This is a genomic window from Aromatoleum sp. (genome assembly GCF_036675785.1).
Taxonomy (GTDB): Bacteria; Pseudomonadota; Gammaproteobacteria; order Burkholderiales; family Rhodocyclaceae; genus Aromatoleum.
The window spans coordinates 105,730-122,709 of sequence record NZ_JAKFEF010000069.1 but is presented as its reverse complement, the minus strand read 5'-3'; the positions used below and the strand labels follow the sequence as shown (position 1 = coordinate 122,709).

Below are 16,980 nucleotides of genomic sequence, written 5' to 3'. Positions count from 1 at the left end.
CTGGCGGGCATGAAGGACTCGAAGGTCATCGTCGCGATCAACAAGGACCCGGAAGCGCCGATCTTCCAGGTCGCCGACTACGGGCTGGTCGGGGATCTGTTCGAGGTCGTGCCGGAACTGACGCAGAAGGCCTGAGCGCGCCCGGAGAACTTCCGGTCGGGGCGCCGAAAGTTCTGCTTCCCCCTTCTTTCCACCTCTGGCCGAATTCGGCTTCCCGGTGCCATGCCGGGAGGCCGATCGCCGAATTTGCCGCGCGGATCGGCGACGCAGCGACGTTTCCGGGATGGCTCATTCCTTGTCCTGATAGGTCGACGGCGTCACCCCCGCATGAGCGAGGAATTCCCGCAGCATCTTGATGTCCTGCCGCGAGCAAGTGCTGCCGTGATGCGGGTAATGCAGGAATCCTTCGGCCTTGTCGAGCACGACGCGGAAGCGGGCGCCGTGGGACGGTTCGATCGTCGCGCCGAGGTGATGCAGCAACGACTCGATCTCGCGCCAGTGAATGTTGTTGCCGATCGGATCCTGGAAGATCGTCCGTAGTAGATGCGCGTGCTTGTGACTCATTGCGGTCCTCGTCCAATGATCGATCCCGAACGGAGCCGGAGGCGGAGCGGGATCCGGGTGAACGCGGCATCCGCGCCGGCATTTTTCGAATGTTCCGGGCGGGAGACGGTAAGAATCGCTGCCTCGACTAGTGTAACGCCGCGGCCCGGATCGATTTTGTCCTGAATGCGCGCAAGCGCGCCTGAACGGCCGCTTCGACGGTCAAACCGGTCGCCCGCAGCAGCACGCATGCCATGGCCGGGCATGTGCCTTGCCCGATCTTTCTTCTTCCGGCAGAGAGGGGAAAGTCATGGCAGACCGGGCGCTGGTGCACCTCTACAGCCTGCGCGCGTCGATGGATGCGGTCATCCGCTATCTCGCGACCGTCGATCCGGAGGCGGAACGGCGCGCACGGGCCCGCTACGCCTGTTTCGATCATGTCGGCGAAGCGAAGCACTTCGACGCCGTCATATTTCGACGAGACGCGGGCGCTGGTGCCGCTGGATCCGTCGAATCCGTGGAAGCACAGCGACCTGCCGGAGGAGATGGAGACTTATCCGAGCGGGATTTGACGGAACAGGAACGGGGCGCGGCCGATGCGCCCCGCAATACGTCGCACGCGACGGCGAATCGAAGGGTTTGATGGAGGAGTTATGGCAACGTCGGCGGACAAGTCATCGAGCGCGGGACGGACGGCCGAGATTCCCGCCGGGTCGGTGCGGCTCTCGGGCGAGTTGACGATTCCGGCCGAGGCGCTCGGGGTCGTCCTCTTCGCGCACGGCAGCGGCAGCAGCCGCCACAGCCCGCGCAATCGTTACGTCGCACGCACCCTTTGCGACGCGAAGATCGGGACGTTGTTGTTCGATCTGCTGAGCCTCGACGAAGAGGCGGTCGACGCCTCGACTGGCCAATTGCGGTTCGACATCGGTCTTCTCGCGGAGCGACTCGAGCAAGCGACGCACTGGTTGCGGCGCCAGCCGCATGTCGGCGCTCTGCCGGTCGGCTATTTCGGCGCGAGTACCGGCGGTGCCGCCGCTGTGGTCGCCGCGGCGGCACTCGGTGACGAGGTGAGAGCGGTGGTGTCGCGCGGCGGCCGGCCGGATCTTGCCGGGGAGGCGCTTGGCGAAGTGCGAGCGGCGACGCTGCTCCTCGTCGGGGGATTCGACGGTCCGGTCATCCGGATGAATCAGGAGGCGTTCGCCCGACTTTCCTGCACGAAGGAACTGACGATCATCCCGAACGCGACCCATCTGTTCGAGGAGCCGGGGACGCTCGAAGCGGTCGCACAGCACGCGGCCGCGTGGTTCAGGCGCCATCTGCCGCAGCACGCGTAAGAGGAGAAAAGCATGCAAGGCCGCTATTCCGACCGGCGCGAGGCGGGGCGACTGCTCGCCGACCGCCTTGGGCGGTTCGCGGGGCGCGAGGACGTCCTCGTGCGGGCCCTTCCGAGAGGGGGCGTTCCAGTGGCTTTCGAGGTCGCCCGGCGCCTCGATGCGCCGCTCGATGTCTTCATCGTGCGCAAGCTCGGCGTGCCATGGCACAGCGAATTAGCGATGGGCGCGATCGCGAACGGCGGAGTTCGCGTGCTGAATGACGATCTTGTCGCACGCCTGGACCTTGCCGGCCGATATCGATAGCGTCGCGGCGGCCGAATTGCAGGAATTGGAGCGCCGTGTCGCGACGTATCGCGGCAATCGGCCGCCGCTCGACGTCGCGGGCAAGACGATTATCGTCGTGGATGATGGGCTTGCGACGGGCGCCATGATGCGCGCGGCATTGATCGCTCTGCGCCGTTCGGGTCCGGCCCGGCTCGTGGTTGCCGTCCCGGTCGGTGCTCCCGACAGTTGCCGTCGGATCGAGGACGACGCCGACGAAGTCGTGTGTCTCGCGAGGCCGGATCCGTTTCAGGCGGTCGGCCTGTGGTACCGGGATTTTCCGCAGACCAGCGACGATGAAGTGCGCGATCTTCTCGACAAGGCCGAATCTTTCGGGCGCAGGGCCTGATGGAGGCAAGACGCCGACGTCCCTCGGGGTCCGGACGCCGCGCCGTATCGGGCAGCGCGCGGCCTTCTTCGGCGCGCCGGTCCGACTCGAAGTCAGCGGGAGCCTGGGCCCAAGCACCGCATTGGAAGGAATTGGCACGGACATGAAAGTTTTACAGGCGGCGGGCGAATCGCCGCGAGGCTCCCCCCGAGAGCCGGCAAGCCATCACGCGGAATGTTTTTTGCCCGTTTGAAGCTCCATGTCGTCTTCAACTTGTATGCGCGGCTGGCAATGCGGAAAGCACGGCGAAGCGGGCGAGCAGATTCCGACTGAACGCAGCCGCTGAACGATATGCGTGGCGGGCGAGTCGGCAGGAGGTGTGTGATGAGAAGCAGCGAGAACCGGATCCTGGCAGTTGCGAGGGCTTTCAGCGTCGGATTGCTCGCGATGTATCTGTTCGATCCCGATGTCGGCAGAAGGCGGCGTTCCTTGCTCGCGGACAAGATGAGGAAGACACGGCGGCGCATGGCGGATCTTGCCGAGGTCGCCTCCCGGGACGCGACGAATCGCGGCCGGGGCCTGCGGGCGGCGATGAGTGCCCGGCTCGCCCGTGAAGAGTACGTGTCGCCGCGCACTGTCGAGGAGCGCATGCGGGCACGACTCGGGCGCGCCACGTCGAACCCGGGCGCGCTCCAGGTGCGGGCCCAGGACGACGGGACTGTCGTTCTTGCCGGCCCGGTTCTGGCAAGCGAAGTAGGACATGTGATGACGGCGGCGTGGTCCGTGCGCGGCGTGAAGGGCGTGGATAACCGGTTGGACGTTCACGAGCAGCCGGGAAACATCTCGGCGCTGCAAGGCGCCCGGCAGTCCGATGGGGCGAAGGGCCGCGAGATGACCGAGAACTGGCCGCCGTCGGTGCGCGTCCTCGCCGGCGCCGCCGGTGCTGCCCTGGCCGTGACGAGCCTGTTCCGCCGCGGTCCGGTGAGCCTCGTCGGACCGGTGCTGGGCGGCGCGCTGTTGCTGCGTTCGGCTGCAAACAAGAGCCTCAGGGAAACGGCGGGGTTTTCGCGGAGGAAGAGCGTGCACATCGACAAAGAGATATTCATCGCCGCGCCTCCCGAGCGGGTGTTCGACTTCTGGCGCCATCAGGAGAACTTTCCGCAGTTCATGCGCAATGTCCAGGAGGTGCAGCCCGCGGGCGAGGACCGTTGGCACTGGAAAGTGGCCGGACCGCTCGGGCCCGTCGAATGGGATGCCAGGATCGTCGAACGCGAGGAAAACCGTCGACTCGCGTGGCACACGCTGCCCGGCACGCCGGTGGAAAGCGAGGGGCGGATCGACTTCGAGCCCGAGGGCGAGGGAACTCGCCTGCGCGTCTCGATGGGCTACACGCCCGTCGCGGGCGCACTCGGCCATGCCGCCGCACGACTTTTCGGCAGGGACGCCAAGAGCGAGATGGACGAGGATCTGATGCGGGTGAAATCCTATCTCGAGACCGGGATCGCGGCGCGCGATGCGGCGGGCGGAGTGCAGCGAGGCCCGGCGGACGACTCCCGCCGGTTGCACTGACGACGCAACTGTTCGCGCCCGCGGAACTCTGCGGACTGCGGCGCCTCATAGTGCAGTTCTGTTCGATGAGTCGCTTGCGCCTTTCCCCCGGCCGGGGCTGCCCGGTCGGGGTAGAGAGAAATATTTCGGCGCTCCCGGAACTCTCGCGCGTTCACCCCGCTCGTATTATGGTACCGTTTGCGGCGGCTTGAATTTGCAGCAGCCAGTCGCCAGATTGGTAACGTCTCACAGGGGGCCGACTTGGCTTCGACGTGGGTCGCGAAGCAGTGCAGTGCATACCGAGGACCAGTGACCTCGTAAATCCATCTGGAAATCAACAAACGCCAACGACGAGCGTTTCGCTCTCGCCGCTTAATCCCGGCGGGCGCTGCACCGGCAGGTCTCTGGGCCGGGTGGTCTCAGCGTAAGCTGAGCCGCTGCAGTGTCATTTACAGAGACTCGCTAGTTGCGCCGGGTTACTTGGCGCAACGGCTAAAACCAAGGTAACTCGCCGCTGGTCGGCCTGCCGTTCGGCTAAGCCAGTAGCTAAATTCAAATAGAGCGGCTAAGTATGTAGATCTGTCTGTAGAGGGCTTGCGGACGGGGGTTCGATTCCCCCCGGCTCCACCAACACCCGAAACCCCCGACCGTTATGTTCGGGGGTTTTCTTTTTCGGCATCCGGGCGAATTCGCTCGCTCGAAGTGAGGGCAGCGAGGACGGCGTGCCTGCTCCGAGGCGCCCGAGTCTTCACCGGGGCGCGATCGTCCTTTCTTACGATTATCCTCGCCGCAGGACTCCGCGGTGCTCGTGCCTGTGAAATGAACCGTTCAAGCCGGGCGCTTCACGTGGACGAGATAATTGACGTCCGTGTCCCGCCCGAGCGAGTAGGTCTGCGTCAGCGGGTTGTAGCTCATGCCGAGAAGTTCGACGATGTCGAGTCCCGACGAGCGGCAATAACGCGAAAGCTCGGACGGCTTGATGAATTTAGCATAATCGTGTGTGCCGCGCGGCAACAGCTTGAGGACATACTCCGCGCCGAGAACTGCAAGCAGATATGCTTTCAGATTCCGGTTGATCGTCGAAAAGAAGACGTCACCGCCAGGCTTCACTAATCGGGCACAAGCCGCCACCGTGCTCGCCGGGTCGGGCACGTGCTCGAGCATTTCCATGCATGTGACGATGTCGAAAGTCCCCGGTTGCTCGGATGCGAATTGCTCCGCGCTCGTGAGCCGGTAATCGACCTTTTGTCCGCTTTCGAACAAATGCAGGCGAGCGACGCCAAGTGCCTTTTCGGAAAGGTCGATTCCGCATATGGATGCGCCGAGGGAAGCCATGCTCTCAGCGAGGATTCCGCCGCCGCAGCCCACGTCGAGCACGCGTTTTCCGCTCAATCCCGCGCACCGATCGATCCATCCCAGGCGCAGCGGATTGATTTCGTGGAGCGGTTTGAATTCCGAAGCGGGGTCCCACCAGCGATGAGCGAGATCACTGAATTTCTGCAATTCGATCGGATCTGCATTCGTCTTCGTCAATTTGAAATCCTCGTGATTTATCGGTCTGAGACCGTCACCCACATCCGACGTTCGGCCCGCTAAATGAAAAAGCCCTGCCTAAGCAGGGCCTTCCGACAGCAAGCGCGCGAAGAATTAGCGCGTGCCGATCACTTCAACTTCGACGCGACGATCCGGCTGCAGGCATTCGATCAGAGCCTTGCGACCCAGTTTGTTGGAGCAGTTGTTGCCGGTAACCGGCTGACGCTCACCCTTGCCTTCGGTGTAAATGCGGTTGGCTTCGATGCCCTTGCCCACGAGGTAGGTCTTCACCGCATTGGCGCGACGCTCGGACAGTTTCTGGTTGTAGGCGTCGGAGCCGAGGCGGTCGGTATGGCCGACGGCGAGAATGACTTCGAGCTTCACATTCTTGGCTTGGGCAGCCAGCTCATCGAGCTTGGTGCGGCCTTCCGGCTTCAGCACCGCCTTGTCGAAATCGAACAGCGCGTCGGCAGACAGTTTCACCTTCTCGGCGGTCGGACGCGGCGCAGCGGCCGGAGCCGGGGCGGGGGCCGGAGCCGGCGCAGCCGCGAGGACGCACTTGTCCTTCGGAACGATGTCGCTGTCGCACTCGCAACCCGCGGGGAATTGACCGGCCATCGCCGTGCCCGCTGCGGCCGGGCTCCACGAACCCGTTCTCCAGCACAGGCCGGTGCCGCTGCGGGCAACCGTGTTGCGGGAATCGATCATGTACGGCGTCTCACCCTTGCCATCGACCACGACGTCCTTGGTCTGGGCGAACGCGGCGGGGGCGGAAAGGCCGATCGAGGCAATTGCGGCCAGTGCGAACATCTGCTTCTTGGTCTGTTTGATCATGATTTCCTCGTCGATGGGCAGGAGGATGAGTAGGGCGACTGTTTATAACCGGGCGGATGAATTCTTCCATACTCGCCAAGACTAAGAGCCAAACATATCCAGTTCAGCTACTGAGCCTAGTTTGCCACACGGCTGCAAACGCGAGCAATTCAGCGTTGTTTAATTGCAACACCGATAGTCCTTTATTTACGCGGATTTCGCCGCTTACCCACACATGCGACACATGTTCGCGGCCGGTGACATAGGCGAGGTGGGAGGCCGGATCGAAGCAGGGACGGGTCTCGATGCGGTCGAGCGCGATCGCACAAAGGTCGGCCTCTTTGCCAGCAATTATCGAGCCTATGCGGTCGCCGAGACCCAGCGCGCGAGCGGGATTCAGCGTCGCCATGCGAATTGCGGTGTGAGCCGGGATGGCCGTGGCATCGAGAGTCGAAACCTTCGCCAGCAGGCTCGCCTGACGCATTTCCTGGAGCATGTCGAGGCGGTTGTTGCTCGCGGCCCCGTCGGTGCCGAGGCCGACGTTGATCCCGGCGTCGAGCAGTCGGGTGACCGGCGCGATGCCGCTCGCGAGTTTCATGTTCGACGTCGGGCAATGGGCGATGCTGGCGTTGCTGCGGCCGAGGATGTCGATGTCCGAGGCGTCGAGGTGGACAGCATGAACGCCGATGACGTTGGCGCCGAGCAGGCCGAGTTTCGCGAGTCGCTCGATCGGCCGCATGCCATGCTGCGTTACCGACTCGGCGACCTCCTGCGCGGTTTCGTGAATATGGATGTGGATGCCGGCGTCGAGTTCGGCTGCGAGGGTCGCGATGCGCGTGAGCGTCGCGTCCGATACGGTGTAAGGGGCGTGCGGGGCGAACGAAAACCCGATCCGCGCATCGTCGCGCCATTTGTCGCGTTCCGCGAGACCCTTCCGAAGATAGTCGTCGGCGTCGCTCGCGTATGGCGTCGGGAAATCGAGCACGGTCACGCCGACGACCGCGCGCATTCCCGCGCGTGAAAATGCTTCCGCGGCCGCTCCCGGGTAGAAATACATCTCGTTGCATGTGGTGATTCCGCCGCGAAGCATCTCGGCCGCGGCGAGCAGAGTGCCGTCGCGCACGAAGTCCGGCGACATGTGCTTCACCTCGGCGGGCCAGATCGCTTCCTCTAGCCAGCGCATCAGCGGCAGGTCGTCGGCGATGCCGCGCATCAGGCTCATCGCGGAGTGCGCGTGAAGATTGACCAGCCCGGGCATCAGGATGTGCTCGGGCAGTTCGACCGTTTCCGCCGGACGAAAACGCGAGCGCGCATCGTCGCGCGGCACAACGGCGACGATGCGCCCTGCGCGCACGGCGACGGCGTGATGCTCGAGTACGGTTTCGGCCGGCTCGACGGGGATGATCCAGCGCGCGTTGATCAGCAGGTCGATTGATTCGCTCAAGCTATTCACTCCGAAATTTCCAGAAGCGGGGACGGGGCCGAAAGACGGGTGGAAGCATAGCGTGACCGCTTCGGCGGCGCGAACGCGGGCCGCGACGCCGGGACTCCGGTCGGGAACGGTCCGGTGTCGCCGGCGTGGTAACATTCCATGCTTTTGATCAAGCGGTTTTTGCCGCTGCGGCTAAATGACCCCGTTCGCAAAGGAAACGTTGCCGATCAGTCTCGAAGACGAGATGCGGCACTCCTATCTGGATTACGCGATGAGCGTGATCGTCGGGCGCGCGCTGCCCGATGCACGCGATGGCCTCAAACCGGTCCACCGGCGTGTGCTGTTCGCCATGCACGAACTGTCGAACGACTGGAACAAGGCCTACAAGAAGTCCGCGCGTATCGTCGGCGACGTCATCGGCAAATACCACCCCCACGGCGACTCCGCGGTCTATGACACGATCGTCCGCATGGCGCAGAACTTCTCGCTGCGCTACATGCTCGTCGACGGTCAGGGCAACTTCGGTTCGGTCGACGGCGACAGCGCCGCGGCGATGCGTTACACCGAAATCCGCATGGCGCGGATCGGCCACGAACTTCTGGCCGACATCGACAAGGAAACGGTCGACTTCGGGCCGAACTACGACGGCTCCGAGAAAGAGCCGCTGATCCTGCCGGCGAAAATTCCGAACCTGCTGATTAACGGCTCGTCGGGCATCGCCGTCGGGATGGCGACCAACATTCCGCCGCACAACCTCGGCGAAGTCGTCGAGGCCTGTCTCAAGGTTCTCGAAAATCCGGACGTCGACATCGAGGAGCTGATCGCGATCGTCAAGGCACCGGATTTCCCGACGGCGGCGCTGATTTACGGCTTGTCCGGCGTGCACGAGGGTTACCGCACCGGCCGCGGCCGTGTCGTCATGCGCGCGCGCACCCACTTCGAGGACCTCGAAAAGGGCAACCGCCAGGCGATCATCGTCGACGAACTGCCGTACCAGGTGAACAAGCGCACGCTGCTCGAGCGCATCGCCGAGCTCGTGAACGAGAAGAAGATCGAAGGCATCAGCGAGATCCGCGACGAGTCCGACAAGTCCGGGATGCGCGTCGTCATCGAGCTCAAGCGCAACGAAGTGCCGGAAGTGGTGCTGAACAACCTGTTCAAACAGACGCAGTTGCAGGACACGTTCGGCATGAACATGGTCGCGCTGGTCGACGGCAAGCCGCGCACGCTGAACCTCAAGCAGATGCTCGACTGCTTCCTGTCGCATCGGCGCGAAGTGATCACGCGGCGCACCGTGTTCGAGCTGCGCAAGGCGCGCGAGCGCGGCCACATCCTCGAAGGCCTCGCGGTCGCGCTGTCGAACGTCGACGAGATCATCGCGCTGATCAAGGCGGCCCCGACGCCGTCGGACGCGAAGCGCGAGCTGATGGCGCGCACCTGGCGCTCGGCGCTCGTCGAGGAGATGCTCGCCCGGGCGCTGGCCGACAGCTACCGACCCGAGGGGCTGCCGCCCGAGTTCGGCTTGTCGACCCAGGGCTACCGGCTGTCCGATGCGCAAGCCCAGGCGATCCTGGAATTGCGCCTGCAGCGTCTGACGGGGCTCGAGCAGGACAAGATCGTCAACGAATACCGCGAGGTGATGGACGTCATCACCGACCTGCTCGACATCCTCGCGAATCCGGCTCGCATCACCGCGATCATCGTCGAGGAGCTGAACGCGGTCCGCAACCAGTTCGGCGATCCGCGGCGCTCCGAGATCGTGCTCAATACCGCCGAAATCAACATCGAAGACCTGATCGCGCCGGAGGACATGGTCGTCACGCTGTCGCACGCCGGTTACTTCAAACGCCAGCCGTTGACCGATTACCGCGCCCAGCGGCGCGGCGGCCGCGGAAAGCAGGCGACCGGCATGAAGGACGACGATTTCATCGATCACCTCTTCGTCGCCAACACGCACGACTACATCCTGTGCTTCTCGAGCCGCGGTCGCGTCTATTGGCTGAAGGTCTACGAGGTTCCCGAAGGCACGCGAAACTCGCGCGGCCGGCCGATCGTGAATCTCTTCCCCCTGGTCGAAGGCGAGAAGATCAACGCGGTCCTGCCGGTGCAGACTTTCGACGACGACCATTTCGTCTTCATGGCGACTGCCGAGGGCACCGTCAAGAAGACCGCGCTGACCGCGTTCTCGAACCCGCGCAAGGCTGGCATCATCGCGGCGAACCTAGACGACGGCGACCGGCTGATCGGCGTCGCGATTACCGACGGCAACAGCGACGTGATGCTGTTTTCCGACGCCGGCAAGGCGGTGCGCTTCCCCGAAGGCGACGTGCGGCCGATGGGACGGGAGGCGCGCGGTGTGCGCGGGATGAATCTCGAGGACGGCCAGCGCGTCATCGCGATGCTCGTCGCGAAGGACGAGGCGCTGTCGGTGCTGACGGCGACCGAGAACGGCTACGGAAAGCGTACACCGGTCGCCGAATACACTCGGCACGGTCGCGGGACGAAGGGCATGATCGCGATCCAGACCTCGGATCGCAACGGCAAGCTCGTCGGCGCCTGCCTCGTCGAGGAGAGCGACGAGGTGATGCTGATCTCGACCGGCGGCGTGCTGATCCGCACAAAAGTGCAGGACATCCGCGAACTCGGCCGGGCGACCCAGGGTGTCACGCTGATCAACCTCGACGAAGGCACATGGCTCGCCGGAATCGAGAAAGTCGCCGAGTCGGAGGTGGACGAGGCGAGCGTCGACGCCGAGCAGGACGTTGCAGTGAACGACGGCGCGAATGGCGATGGCGAGGCTTCCGATGGAAGCGAGGATCGGCACGGCGAGGACCTGCCGGAGTAAGACCGCAAGCTGGAGATTCCCACGATGACCCGCGTATTCAACTTCAGTGCCGGCCCCGCGGCCCTGCCCGAGCCGGTGCTGCGGCAGGCGGCCGAGGAGATGCTCGACTGGCACGGCGCCGGCTGCGGCGTGATGGAAATGAGCCACCGTGGCAAGGAGTTCACGTCGATCATCGAGCGCGCGGAAACCGATTTCCGCGAACTGCTCGCGATCCCCGACGAATACCGGGTGCTGTTCCTGCAAGGCGGCGCGACGCAGCAGTTCGCGCAGATTCCGATGAACCTGCTCGCGGGCGGTTCGGCCGATTACCTCGTGACGGGCTCGTGGTCGAAAAAGGCTTACAGCGAGGCGAAACATCTCGCGGCCGCGCTCGGCGGCGCGGCGCGTCTGGCCGGCAGCACCGAGAAGGACGGCTTCACGCGCCTGCTGCGCGCCGATGAACTCGAACTCGACGCGAACGCCCGGTATCTGCACCTGTGCACGAACGAGACGATCCACGGCGTCGAACTGCGCGACTCCGCGCGGTTGCCGCAGACCGATGTCCCGGTCGTCGCCGACATGTCGTCGCACATCCTGTCGCGGCCGGTCGACGTCAGTCGTTACGGGCTGATCTACGCCGGAGCGCAGAAGAACATCGGCCCGTCGGGGCTCGTGATCGTCATCGTCCGCGAGGATCTGCTCGGCCCCGCCGCAGCGGCGACGCCGACCGTGATGGACTACCGGGTGATGGCCGACAACGGCTCGATGCTGAACACGCCCGCGACTTACGCGATTTACGTCGCCGGGCTCGTCTTCCAGTGGCTCCAGGCGCAGGGCGGCCTCGCGGCCGTCGAGGCGAACAACGTCGCCAAGGCGAAGCTGCTCTATGACTTCCTCGATGCGAGCGATTTCTACGCCAACCCGGTCGAACTGACCGCTCGCTCGCGGATGAACATCCCGTTCCTGCTGCGCGACGAGGCGCTCAACGACGCTTTCCTCGCCGGCGCGAAGGAGGCGGGCCTCGTGCAGCTGAAGGGGCATAAATCCGTCGGCGGGATGCGCGCATCGATCTACAACGCGATGCCACTCGCTGGCGTGGAGGCGCTGGTCGATTACATGCGCGATTTTTCCGCGCGCAACGGCTGAACGGGGAAACGGATCAAGAGGTGAAGGGCGAGGATGAGCGACGAACTGCTGCAGCTTAGGAAGAATATCGACCGGCTCGACGAGGAGATCCTCATCCGGCTCGCCGAGCGCGCCCGCAATGCGCAACGCATCGGGGAGGTCAAGCAGGGGAACCTCTATCGGCCGGAACGCGAGGCGCAGGTCCTGCGCCGGCTCGGCGAAGCGAACCCGGGACCGCTGCCGGACGCGTCGGTGCAGCGGATCTTCCGCGAAATCATGTCCGCCTGCCTTGCGCTCGAGCGCCCGCTGCGCGTCGCGTACCTCGGCCCGGCCGGCACGTTTTCCGAGAGCGCGTCGCGCAAGCACTTCGGTTCGGCGCCGAACTTTACGCCGGCGCCAACGATCGAGGACGTCTTCCGTGCCGTCGAGGCCGGCAACGCGGACTACGGCGTCGTGCCGGTCGAAAACTCGACCGAAGGCGCGGTCGGCGGGACGCTCGACCTGCTGCTCGGAAACCCTCTGCAGATTTGCGGCGAGGTCAATCTGCGCATTCACCAGCATCTGCTGTCGAAGGCGGAAGGCATCGGCGCGGCGAAGCGCCTGTATTCCCACGCCCAGTCGCTCGCGCAATGCCACGAGTGGCTTAACCGCAAGCTCGCCGGCCTGTCGCGCGTGCCGGTCGCGAGCAACGCGGAAGCGGCGCGGCTCGCTGCCGAGGACCCGGAGTCCTGTGCGATCGCCGGCGAGGCTGCGGCCGAGCTGTACGGGCTGAACGTGCTCGCCGCAAACATCGAGGACGAACCGAACAATACGACGCGCTTCCTCGTCATCGCGCACCATGACGCGGAGCGCTCGGGGCACGACAAGACGTCACTCGTCTGCGCGGCGGCGAACCGGCCGGGCGCGATGCACGCGCTGCTCGCCCCGCTTGCGCAGCACGGCGTCGGCATGACCAAGCTGGAATCGCGCCCGGCGCGTGCCGGCTTGTGGGAGTACGTGTTCTACATGGACATCGAAGGGCACCGCGACGATCCCGCCGTGGGCGCGTCGCTGAAGGAGCTGAACGACCGGGCGGGCTTCGTGAAGGTGCTCGGCTCGTACCCGGTCGCCGTGATCTGAACGGGCCGCGGCACGCACGCAAGAGACACTAGTCAGGAGACCGCAATGACCGTCGGCAGCAACGCTCCCGAATACATCCGCCGGATTTCGCCGTACGAACCCGGCAAGCCGATCGGAGAGCTCGCCCGCGAAATGGGGATCCCGGAAGCCGGCATCGTGAAACTGGCCTCCAACGAGAATCCGCTCGGAATGAGCAGCCGCGCGAAGGAGGCCGCAGCGGCCGCGCTCGTCGCCGGCGAACGTTACCCGGACGGCAACGCATTCGATCTCAAGGCTGCGCTGTGCGCCCGCTTCGGCGTTCAGCCGGACCAACTCGTGATCGGCAACGGCTCGAACGACGTTCTCGAACTCGCGGCGCGCGCGTTTCTCGGCGTCGGGCGGTCGGCGGTGTTCTCGCAGCACGCGTTCGCGGTCTACGCGTTGTCGACGAACGCCACCGGCGCCGTCGGCATCGAAGTGCCCGCGAAGGACTTCGGACACGATCTGCCGGCGATGGCCGCGGCGATCCGGCCGGACACGCGCATCGTCTTCATCGCGAATCCGAACAATCCGACCGGCACCTTCGTCGAAGGGGCGGCGATCGAGGCTTTCCTCGCGAGCGTCTCGTCGGACGTGCTCGTCGTGCTCGATGAGGCGTATACGGAATATCTCGGTGCGCAGCAGCGCTACGACAGCCTCGCGTGGTTGCCGCGCTTTCCGAACCTGCTGGTCTCACGCACGATGTCGAAGGCTTACGGCCTCGCCGGCTTGCGCGTCGGTTACGGGATCGGCCACCCGGAGGTCGCGGACCTGATGAACCGCGTCCGGCAGCCGTTCAACGTCAGCAGCGTCGCCCTCGCGGCGGCCGTGGCGGCGCTTTCCGACGTGGAATTCCTCGAGCGGACGGCCGACCTCAATCACCGCGGCATGGCGCAGATCACCGAAGCGCTCGCGGAACTCTCGATCGAATGGATTCCGTCGGCAGGCAATTTCCTCGCGTTCAAGGTCGGCGACGCCGCTGCGGTCAATCGCGCGCTGCTGCAGGAGGGCGTGATCGTGCGTCCGATTGGGGGCTACGGCATGCCCGAGTGGCTGCGGGTGTCGATCGGGCTGCCCGAAGAGAACGCGCGGTTCATCGCCGCGCTGCGGCAGGCGCTTTCGTGATCATGCGAGGGCGATTCGTATGGCGGTGACGGTGATCGAGAAGCTCGTCGTCTGCGGGGTCGGCCTGATCGGCGGGTCGTTCGCGCTCGCGTTGCGCCAGGCCGGCGTAGCAAGGCGGATCGTCGGCATCGGACGCAGCGCGGCGTCGCTCGCCCGGGCGGTCGCGCTCGGCGTCATCGACGAGGCGACGAATGAGTGGAGTACGGCGCTCGACGGCGCGGACTTCGTGCTGCTCGCGCCGCCCGTGGGGCAGATGGATGCGGTGATGGCGGCGATGGCGCCCCATCTCGCGCCGGGCACTATCGTCACCGACGCCGGCAGCACGAAGCGGGACATCATCGAAGCGGTTTATCGCCATCTCTCCGCTAACCTGACGACCGTCGTGCCGGCGCACCCGATCGCCGGGGCGGAGAAAAGCGGCGTGGAATCCGCTTTCGGAACCCTGTACGCGGGGCGGAAAGTTGTCGTCACGCCGCTGCCCGAGAACGAGCCCGCCGCGGTGTTGCGGGTGCGCGAGGTATGGGAGGCCTGCGGCGCCCAGATCCACGAAATGCCGCCGCAGGAGCACGACCGCGTGTTCGCGGCGGTGAGCCATCTGCCGCACCTGCTCGCGTTCGGGCTTGTCCATGACCTTGCGGGGCGCGCGAATGCGGGGCAGCTCTTCGACTTCGCGGCCGGCGGTTTCCGTGATTTTACGCGCATCGCCGGCAGTCACCCGGAGATGTGGCGCGACATCTGCTTGGCGAACCGGCAGGCGTTGCTCGCCGAACTCGACCAGTACCTCGCCGAGCTTGCGTATCTTCGGGCGCTTCTCCTGTCGGGCGACGGCGAACGGCTCGAGCAGCTTTTCGACCAAGCGCGGACCGCGCGCAATACCTGGGCCGAGCAGTTTTCGGGTCCGCACGACCCGGCTTTCCCTTCGGAGTGATCATGGACTTTCTCGATCTTCCGCCGATGCTGAGCGCGCGCGGCTGCGTGCGCCTGCCCGGTTCGAAGAGTATTTCGAACCGCACCTTGCTGCTCGCGGCGCTCGCCGACGGCAAGACCGAGATCCGCGATCTGCTCGCCTCGGACGATGTCGAACGGATGCTCGATGCGCTGCGCGTGCTCGGCATCGAGTGGTCGCGGGATGGCGACAGCGACACTTACCACGTCACCGGCGCGGGCGGCACGTTCCCGGTAACGCACGCGGACCTGTTTCTCGGTAACGCGGGCACGGCGTTCCGCCCCTTGACGGCCGCGCTCGCGTTGTCGGGCGGCGAGTATCGGTTGTCCGGCGTGCCGCGGATGCACGAGCGGCCGATCGGCGATCTCGTCGACGGCCTGCGGCAGGTCGGCGCCGACGTCCGTTACACGGGCACTGACGGTTTCCCTCCGCTTCACATTTTCCCCGCGACGATCCAGCCCGGTGGCGTCGTTCGTGTGCGAGGCGATGTCTCGAGCCAGTTCCTCACGGCGCTGTTGATGGCGCTGCCGCTGACCGGCGTCGAGACGACGATCGAAGTCGCCGGCGAGCTGATCTCGAAACCCTACATCTCGATCACGCTGGACCTGATGAAGCGTTTCGGCGTGGACGTGCGGCGCGAGGGCTGGGCGCGTTTCGTCGTGCCCGGCGGCGTTCGCTATCGCAGTCCCGGGACCGTTTTCGTCGAGGGCGACGCGTCGTCCGCGTCGTATTTCCTCGCGGCTGGCGCGATCGGTGGCGGTCCGGTACGGGTAGAGGGCGTCGGCCGCGACAGCATTCAGGGCGACGTGCGTTTTGCCGAGGCGCTCGCGACCCTCGGCGCCGAAATCCGGTTCGGCGACAACTGGATCGAGGCCGCAGCCCCGGAGGCCCGGCCGCTGAAGGCCTTCGATCTCGATCTGAACCACATCCCGGATGCGGCGATGACGCTCGCGGTCGCCGCGCTGTTCACCGACGGCCCGTGCCGCCTGCGCAACATCGCGAGCTGGCGCGTCAAGGAAACCGATCGCATCGCGGCGATGGCCGCCGAACTGCGCAAGGTCGGTGCAACGGTCGAGGAAGGCGGCGATTACCTGTGCGTCACTCCGCCGGCCGCGCTGACGGCGGCCGCGATCGACACTTACGACGACCACCGCGTCGCGATGTGCTTCTCGCTGGTCAGTCTCGGCGGCTGTCGCGTCCGGATCAACGACCCGAGATGTGTCAATAAGACTTTCCCGACTTACTTCGAGCGCTTTTTCGAGATTGCGCGGCCGGTCCCAGTCGTCGCGATCGACGGTCCCTCGGCATCCGGCAAGGGGGCGGTCGCGGCCCGCGTCGCCGACGCACTCGGTTATCACTACCTCGACAGCGGCTCGCTGTACCGTCTTGTCGCACTCGCCGCGATGCGAGCCGATGTGTCGCTCGATGACGAGCCGGCGCTCGCGGCACTGGCGGGCGAACTGCCGGCGCGATTCGAGGGTGCGCAGGTGTTTCTCGCCGACGTCGAGGTGACCGACGCGATCCGCTCCGAAGCCTGTTCGGTCGGCGCATCCCGGGTCGCGGTGATGCCGGGCGTTCGCGCGGCGCTGCTCGACCGACAACGCGATTACCGGCGCGCCCCCGGGCTCGTCGCCGAGGGGCGCGACATGGGCTCGGTCGTATTCCGCGATGCCGCGACGAAGATCTTCCTCACCGCAACGGCCGATACACGCGCGGAACGTCGCTATAAGCAGTTGATGGAAAAGGGGATGGCTGCTAACATGGAAAGTCTTTTAAAGGATCTTCAGGATCGGGATGCGCGCGACGCCGCCCGGCCCCTGGCTCCGTTGAAGAAATTGCCGGATGCGGTGCTGCTCGATACGACCGAAATGGGCATCGATCAGGCCGTTGGTTTCGTGCTGGACCGGGCGCGCTCCTGATCGAGCGTCCTCTGAGGTGGGTGGCCGGACATAGGTCTGAACGCCTATTTTT

Annotated in this window: 15 protein-coding genes, 1 other RNA gene and 1 pseudogene; 13 read left to right on the top strand and 4 right to left on the bottom strand. The window is 65.3% G+C overall.

The features are described from left to right. Window positions 1-135: pseudogene (locus V6M37_RS15030) on the top strand (electron transfer flavoprotein subunit alpha/FixB family protein); the annotation flags it as partial. 153 nt (window positions 136-288) lie between these two features. Here the strand turns inward: V6M37_RS15030 and V6M37_RS15025 are convergent. Then, the gene (locus V6M37_RS15025) at window positions 289-564 is read right to left on the bottom strand and encodes a type II toxin-antitoxin system HicA family toxin (protein ID WP_332674656.1); all 276 of its coding nucleotides are present in this window, start codon (window positions 562-564) and stop codon (window positions 289-291) included. Between the two features lie 289 nt (window positions 565-853). Between V6M37_RS15025 and V6M37_RS15020 the strand changes: the two genes are divergently transcribed. From V6M37_RS15020 to ssrA, 6 genes are all read left to right on the top strand, one after another. Beyond that, a complete protein-coding gene (locus V6M37_RS15020; protein ID WP_332674654.1) occupies window positions 854-1,186 on the top strand; it encodes an erythromycin esterase family protein in 333 nt (110 codons plus the stop codon). A 10-nt stretch (window positions 1,187-1,196) separates the two neighbouring features. Next, the gene (locus tag V6M37_RS15015) at window positions 1,197-1,877 is read left to right on the top strand and encodes a dienelactone hydrolase family protein (protein WP_332674652.1); all 681 of its coding nucleotides are present in this window, start codon (window positions 1,197-1,199) and stop codon (window positions 1,875-1,877) included. A 12-nt stretch (window positions 1,878-1,889) separates the two neighbouring features. Next, complete coding sequence (locus V6M37_RS15010) at window positions 1,890-2,180, top strand: hypothetical protein (protein WP_332674650.1); 291 nt, start codon at window positions 1,890-1,892, stop codon at window positions 2,178-2,180. Then, a complete protein-coding gene (locus tag V6M37_RS15005) occupies window positions 2,134-2,547 on the top strand; it encodes a phosphoribosyltransferase (protein WP_332674648.1) in 414 nt (137 codons plus the stop codon). Before V6M37_RS15010 ends, V6M37_RS15005 begins: the two co-directional genes overlap by 47 nt. Window positions 2,548-2,910: 363 nt before the next feature. Continuing rightward, a complete protein-coding gene (locus V6M37_RS15000; protein ID WP_332674647.1) occupies window positions 2,911-4,095 on the top strand; it encodes an SRPBCC family protein in 1,185 nt (394 codons plus the stop codon). Between the two features lie 231 nt (window positions 4,096-4,326). Next, window positions 4,327-4,704: a transfer-messenger RNA gene (gene ssrA / locus V6M37_RS14995) on the top strand. 198 nt (window positions 4,705-4,902) lie between these two features. On the opposite strand, the gene ubiG is transcribed toward ssrA, so the two are convergent. The 3 genes from ubiG to V6M37_RS14980 form a co-directional block, all read right to left on the bottom strand. After that, complete coding sequence (ubiG, locus tag V6M37_RS14990) at window positions 4,903-5,607, bottom strand: bifunctional 2-polyprenyl-6-hydroxyphenol methylase/3-demethylubiquinol 3-O-methyltransferase UbiG (RefSeq protein WP_332674646.1); 705 nt, start codon at window positions 5,605-5,607, stop codon at window positions 4,903-4,905. Between the two features lie 114 nt (window positions 5,608-5,721). Beyond that, window positions 5,722-6,441, bottom strand: coding sequence for an OmpA family protein (locus V6M37_RS14985; protein ID WP_332674644.1), 720 nt, complete (start codon window positions 6,439-6,441; stop codon window positions 5,722-5,724). A 103-nt stretch (window positions 6,442-6,544) separates the two neighbouring features. Beyond that, window positions 6,545-7,864: a TRZ/ATZ family hydrolase gene (locus tag V6M37_RS14980; protein ID WP_332674643.1), complete on the bottom strand. Its 1,320-nt coding sequence runs from the start codon at window positions 7,862-7,864 to the stop codon at window positions 6,545-6,547. A 184-nt stretch (window positions 7,865-8,048) separates the two neighbouring features. Between V6M37_RS14980 and gyrA the strand changes: the two genes are divergently transcribed. From gyrA to V6M37_RS14950, 6 genes are read left to right on the top strand one after another with little or no spacing between them, the layout of a single operon-like run. Beyond that, window positions 8,049-10,697, top strand: a complete 2,649-nt coding sequence (gene gyrA, locus V6M37_RS14975; protein ID WP_332674641.1) for a DNA gyrase subunit A — start codon at window positions 8,049-8,051, stop codon at window positions 10,695-10,697. Window positions 10,698-10,721: 24 nt separating this feature from the next. Continuing rightward, the gene (gene serC, locus V6M37_RS14970; protein WP_332674639.1) at window positions 10,722-11,822 is read left to right on the top strand and encodes a 3-phosphoserine/phosphohydroxythreonine transaminase; all 1,101 of its coding nucleotides are present in this window, start codon (window positions 10,722-10,724) and stop codon (window positions 11,820-11,822) included. A 33-nt stretch (window positions 11,823-11,855) separates the two neighbouring features. Then, the gene (gene pheA, locus V6M37_RS14965; RefSeq protein ID WP_332674637.1) at window positions 11,856-12,920 is read left to right on the top strand and encodes a prephenate dehydratase; all 1,065 of its coding nucleotides are present in this window, start codon (window positions 11,856-11,858) and stop codon (window positions 12,918-12,920) included. 45 nt (window positions 12,921-12,965) lie between these two features. Further along, window positions 12,966-14,063 (top strand): histidinol-phosphate transaminase, encoded by a 1,098-nt coding sequence (gene hisC / locus V6M37_RS14960; RefSeq protein WP_332674636.1) that lies wholly within the window; start codon window positions 12,966-12,968, stop codon window positions 14,061-14,063. A gap of 25 nt (window positions 14,064-14,088) precedes the next feature. Then, complete coding sequence (locus tag V6M37_RS14955) at window positions 14,089-14,991, top strand: prephenate dehydrogenase (RefSeq protein ID WP_332674665.1); 903 nt, start codon at window positions 14,089-14,091, stop codon at window positions 14,989-14,991. A 2-nt stretch (window positions 14,992-14,993) separates the two neighbouring features. Further along, window positions 14,994-16,928: a bifunctional 3-phosphoshikimate 1-carboxyvinyltransferase/cytidylate kinase gene (locus V6M37_RS14950; RefSeq protein WP_332674634.1), complete on the top strand. Its 1,935-nt coding sequence runs from the start codon at window positions 14,994-14,996 to the stop codon at window positions 16,926-16,928. The last annotated feature ends 52 nt before the right edge of the window (window positions 16,929-16,980 follow it).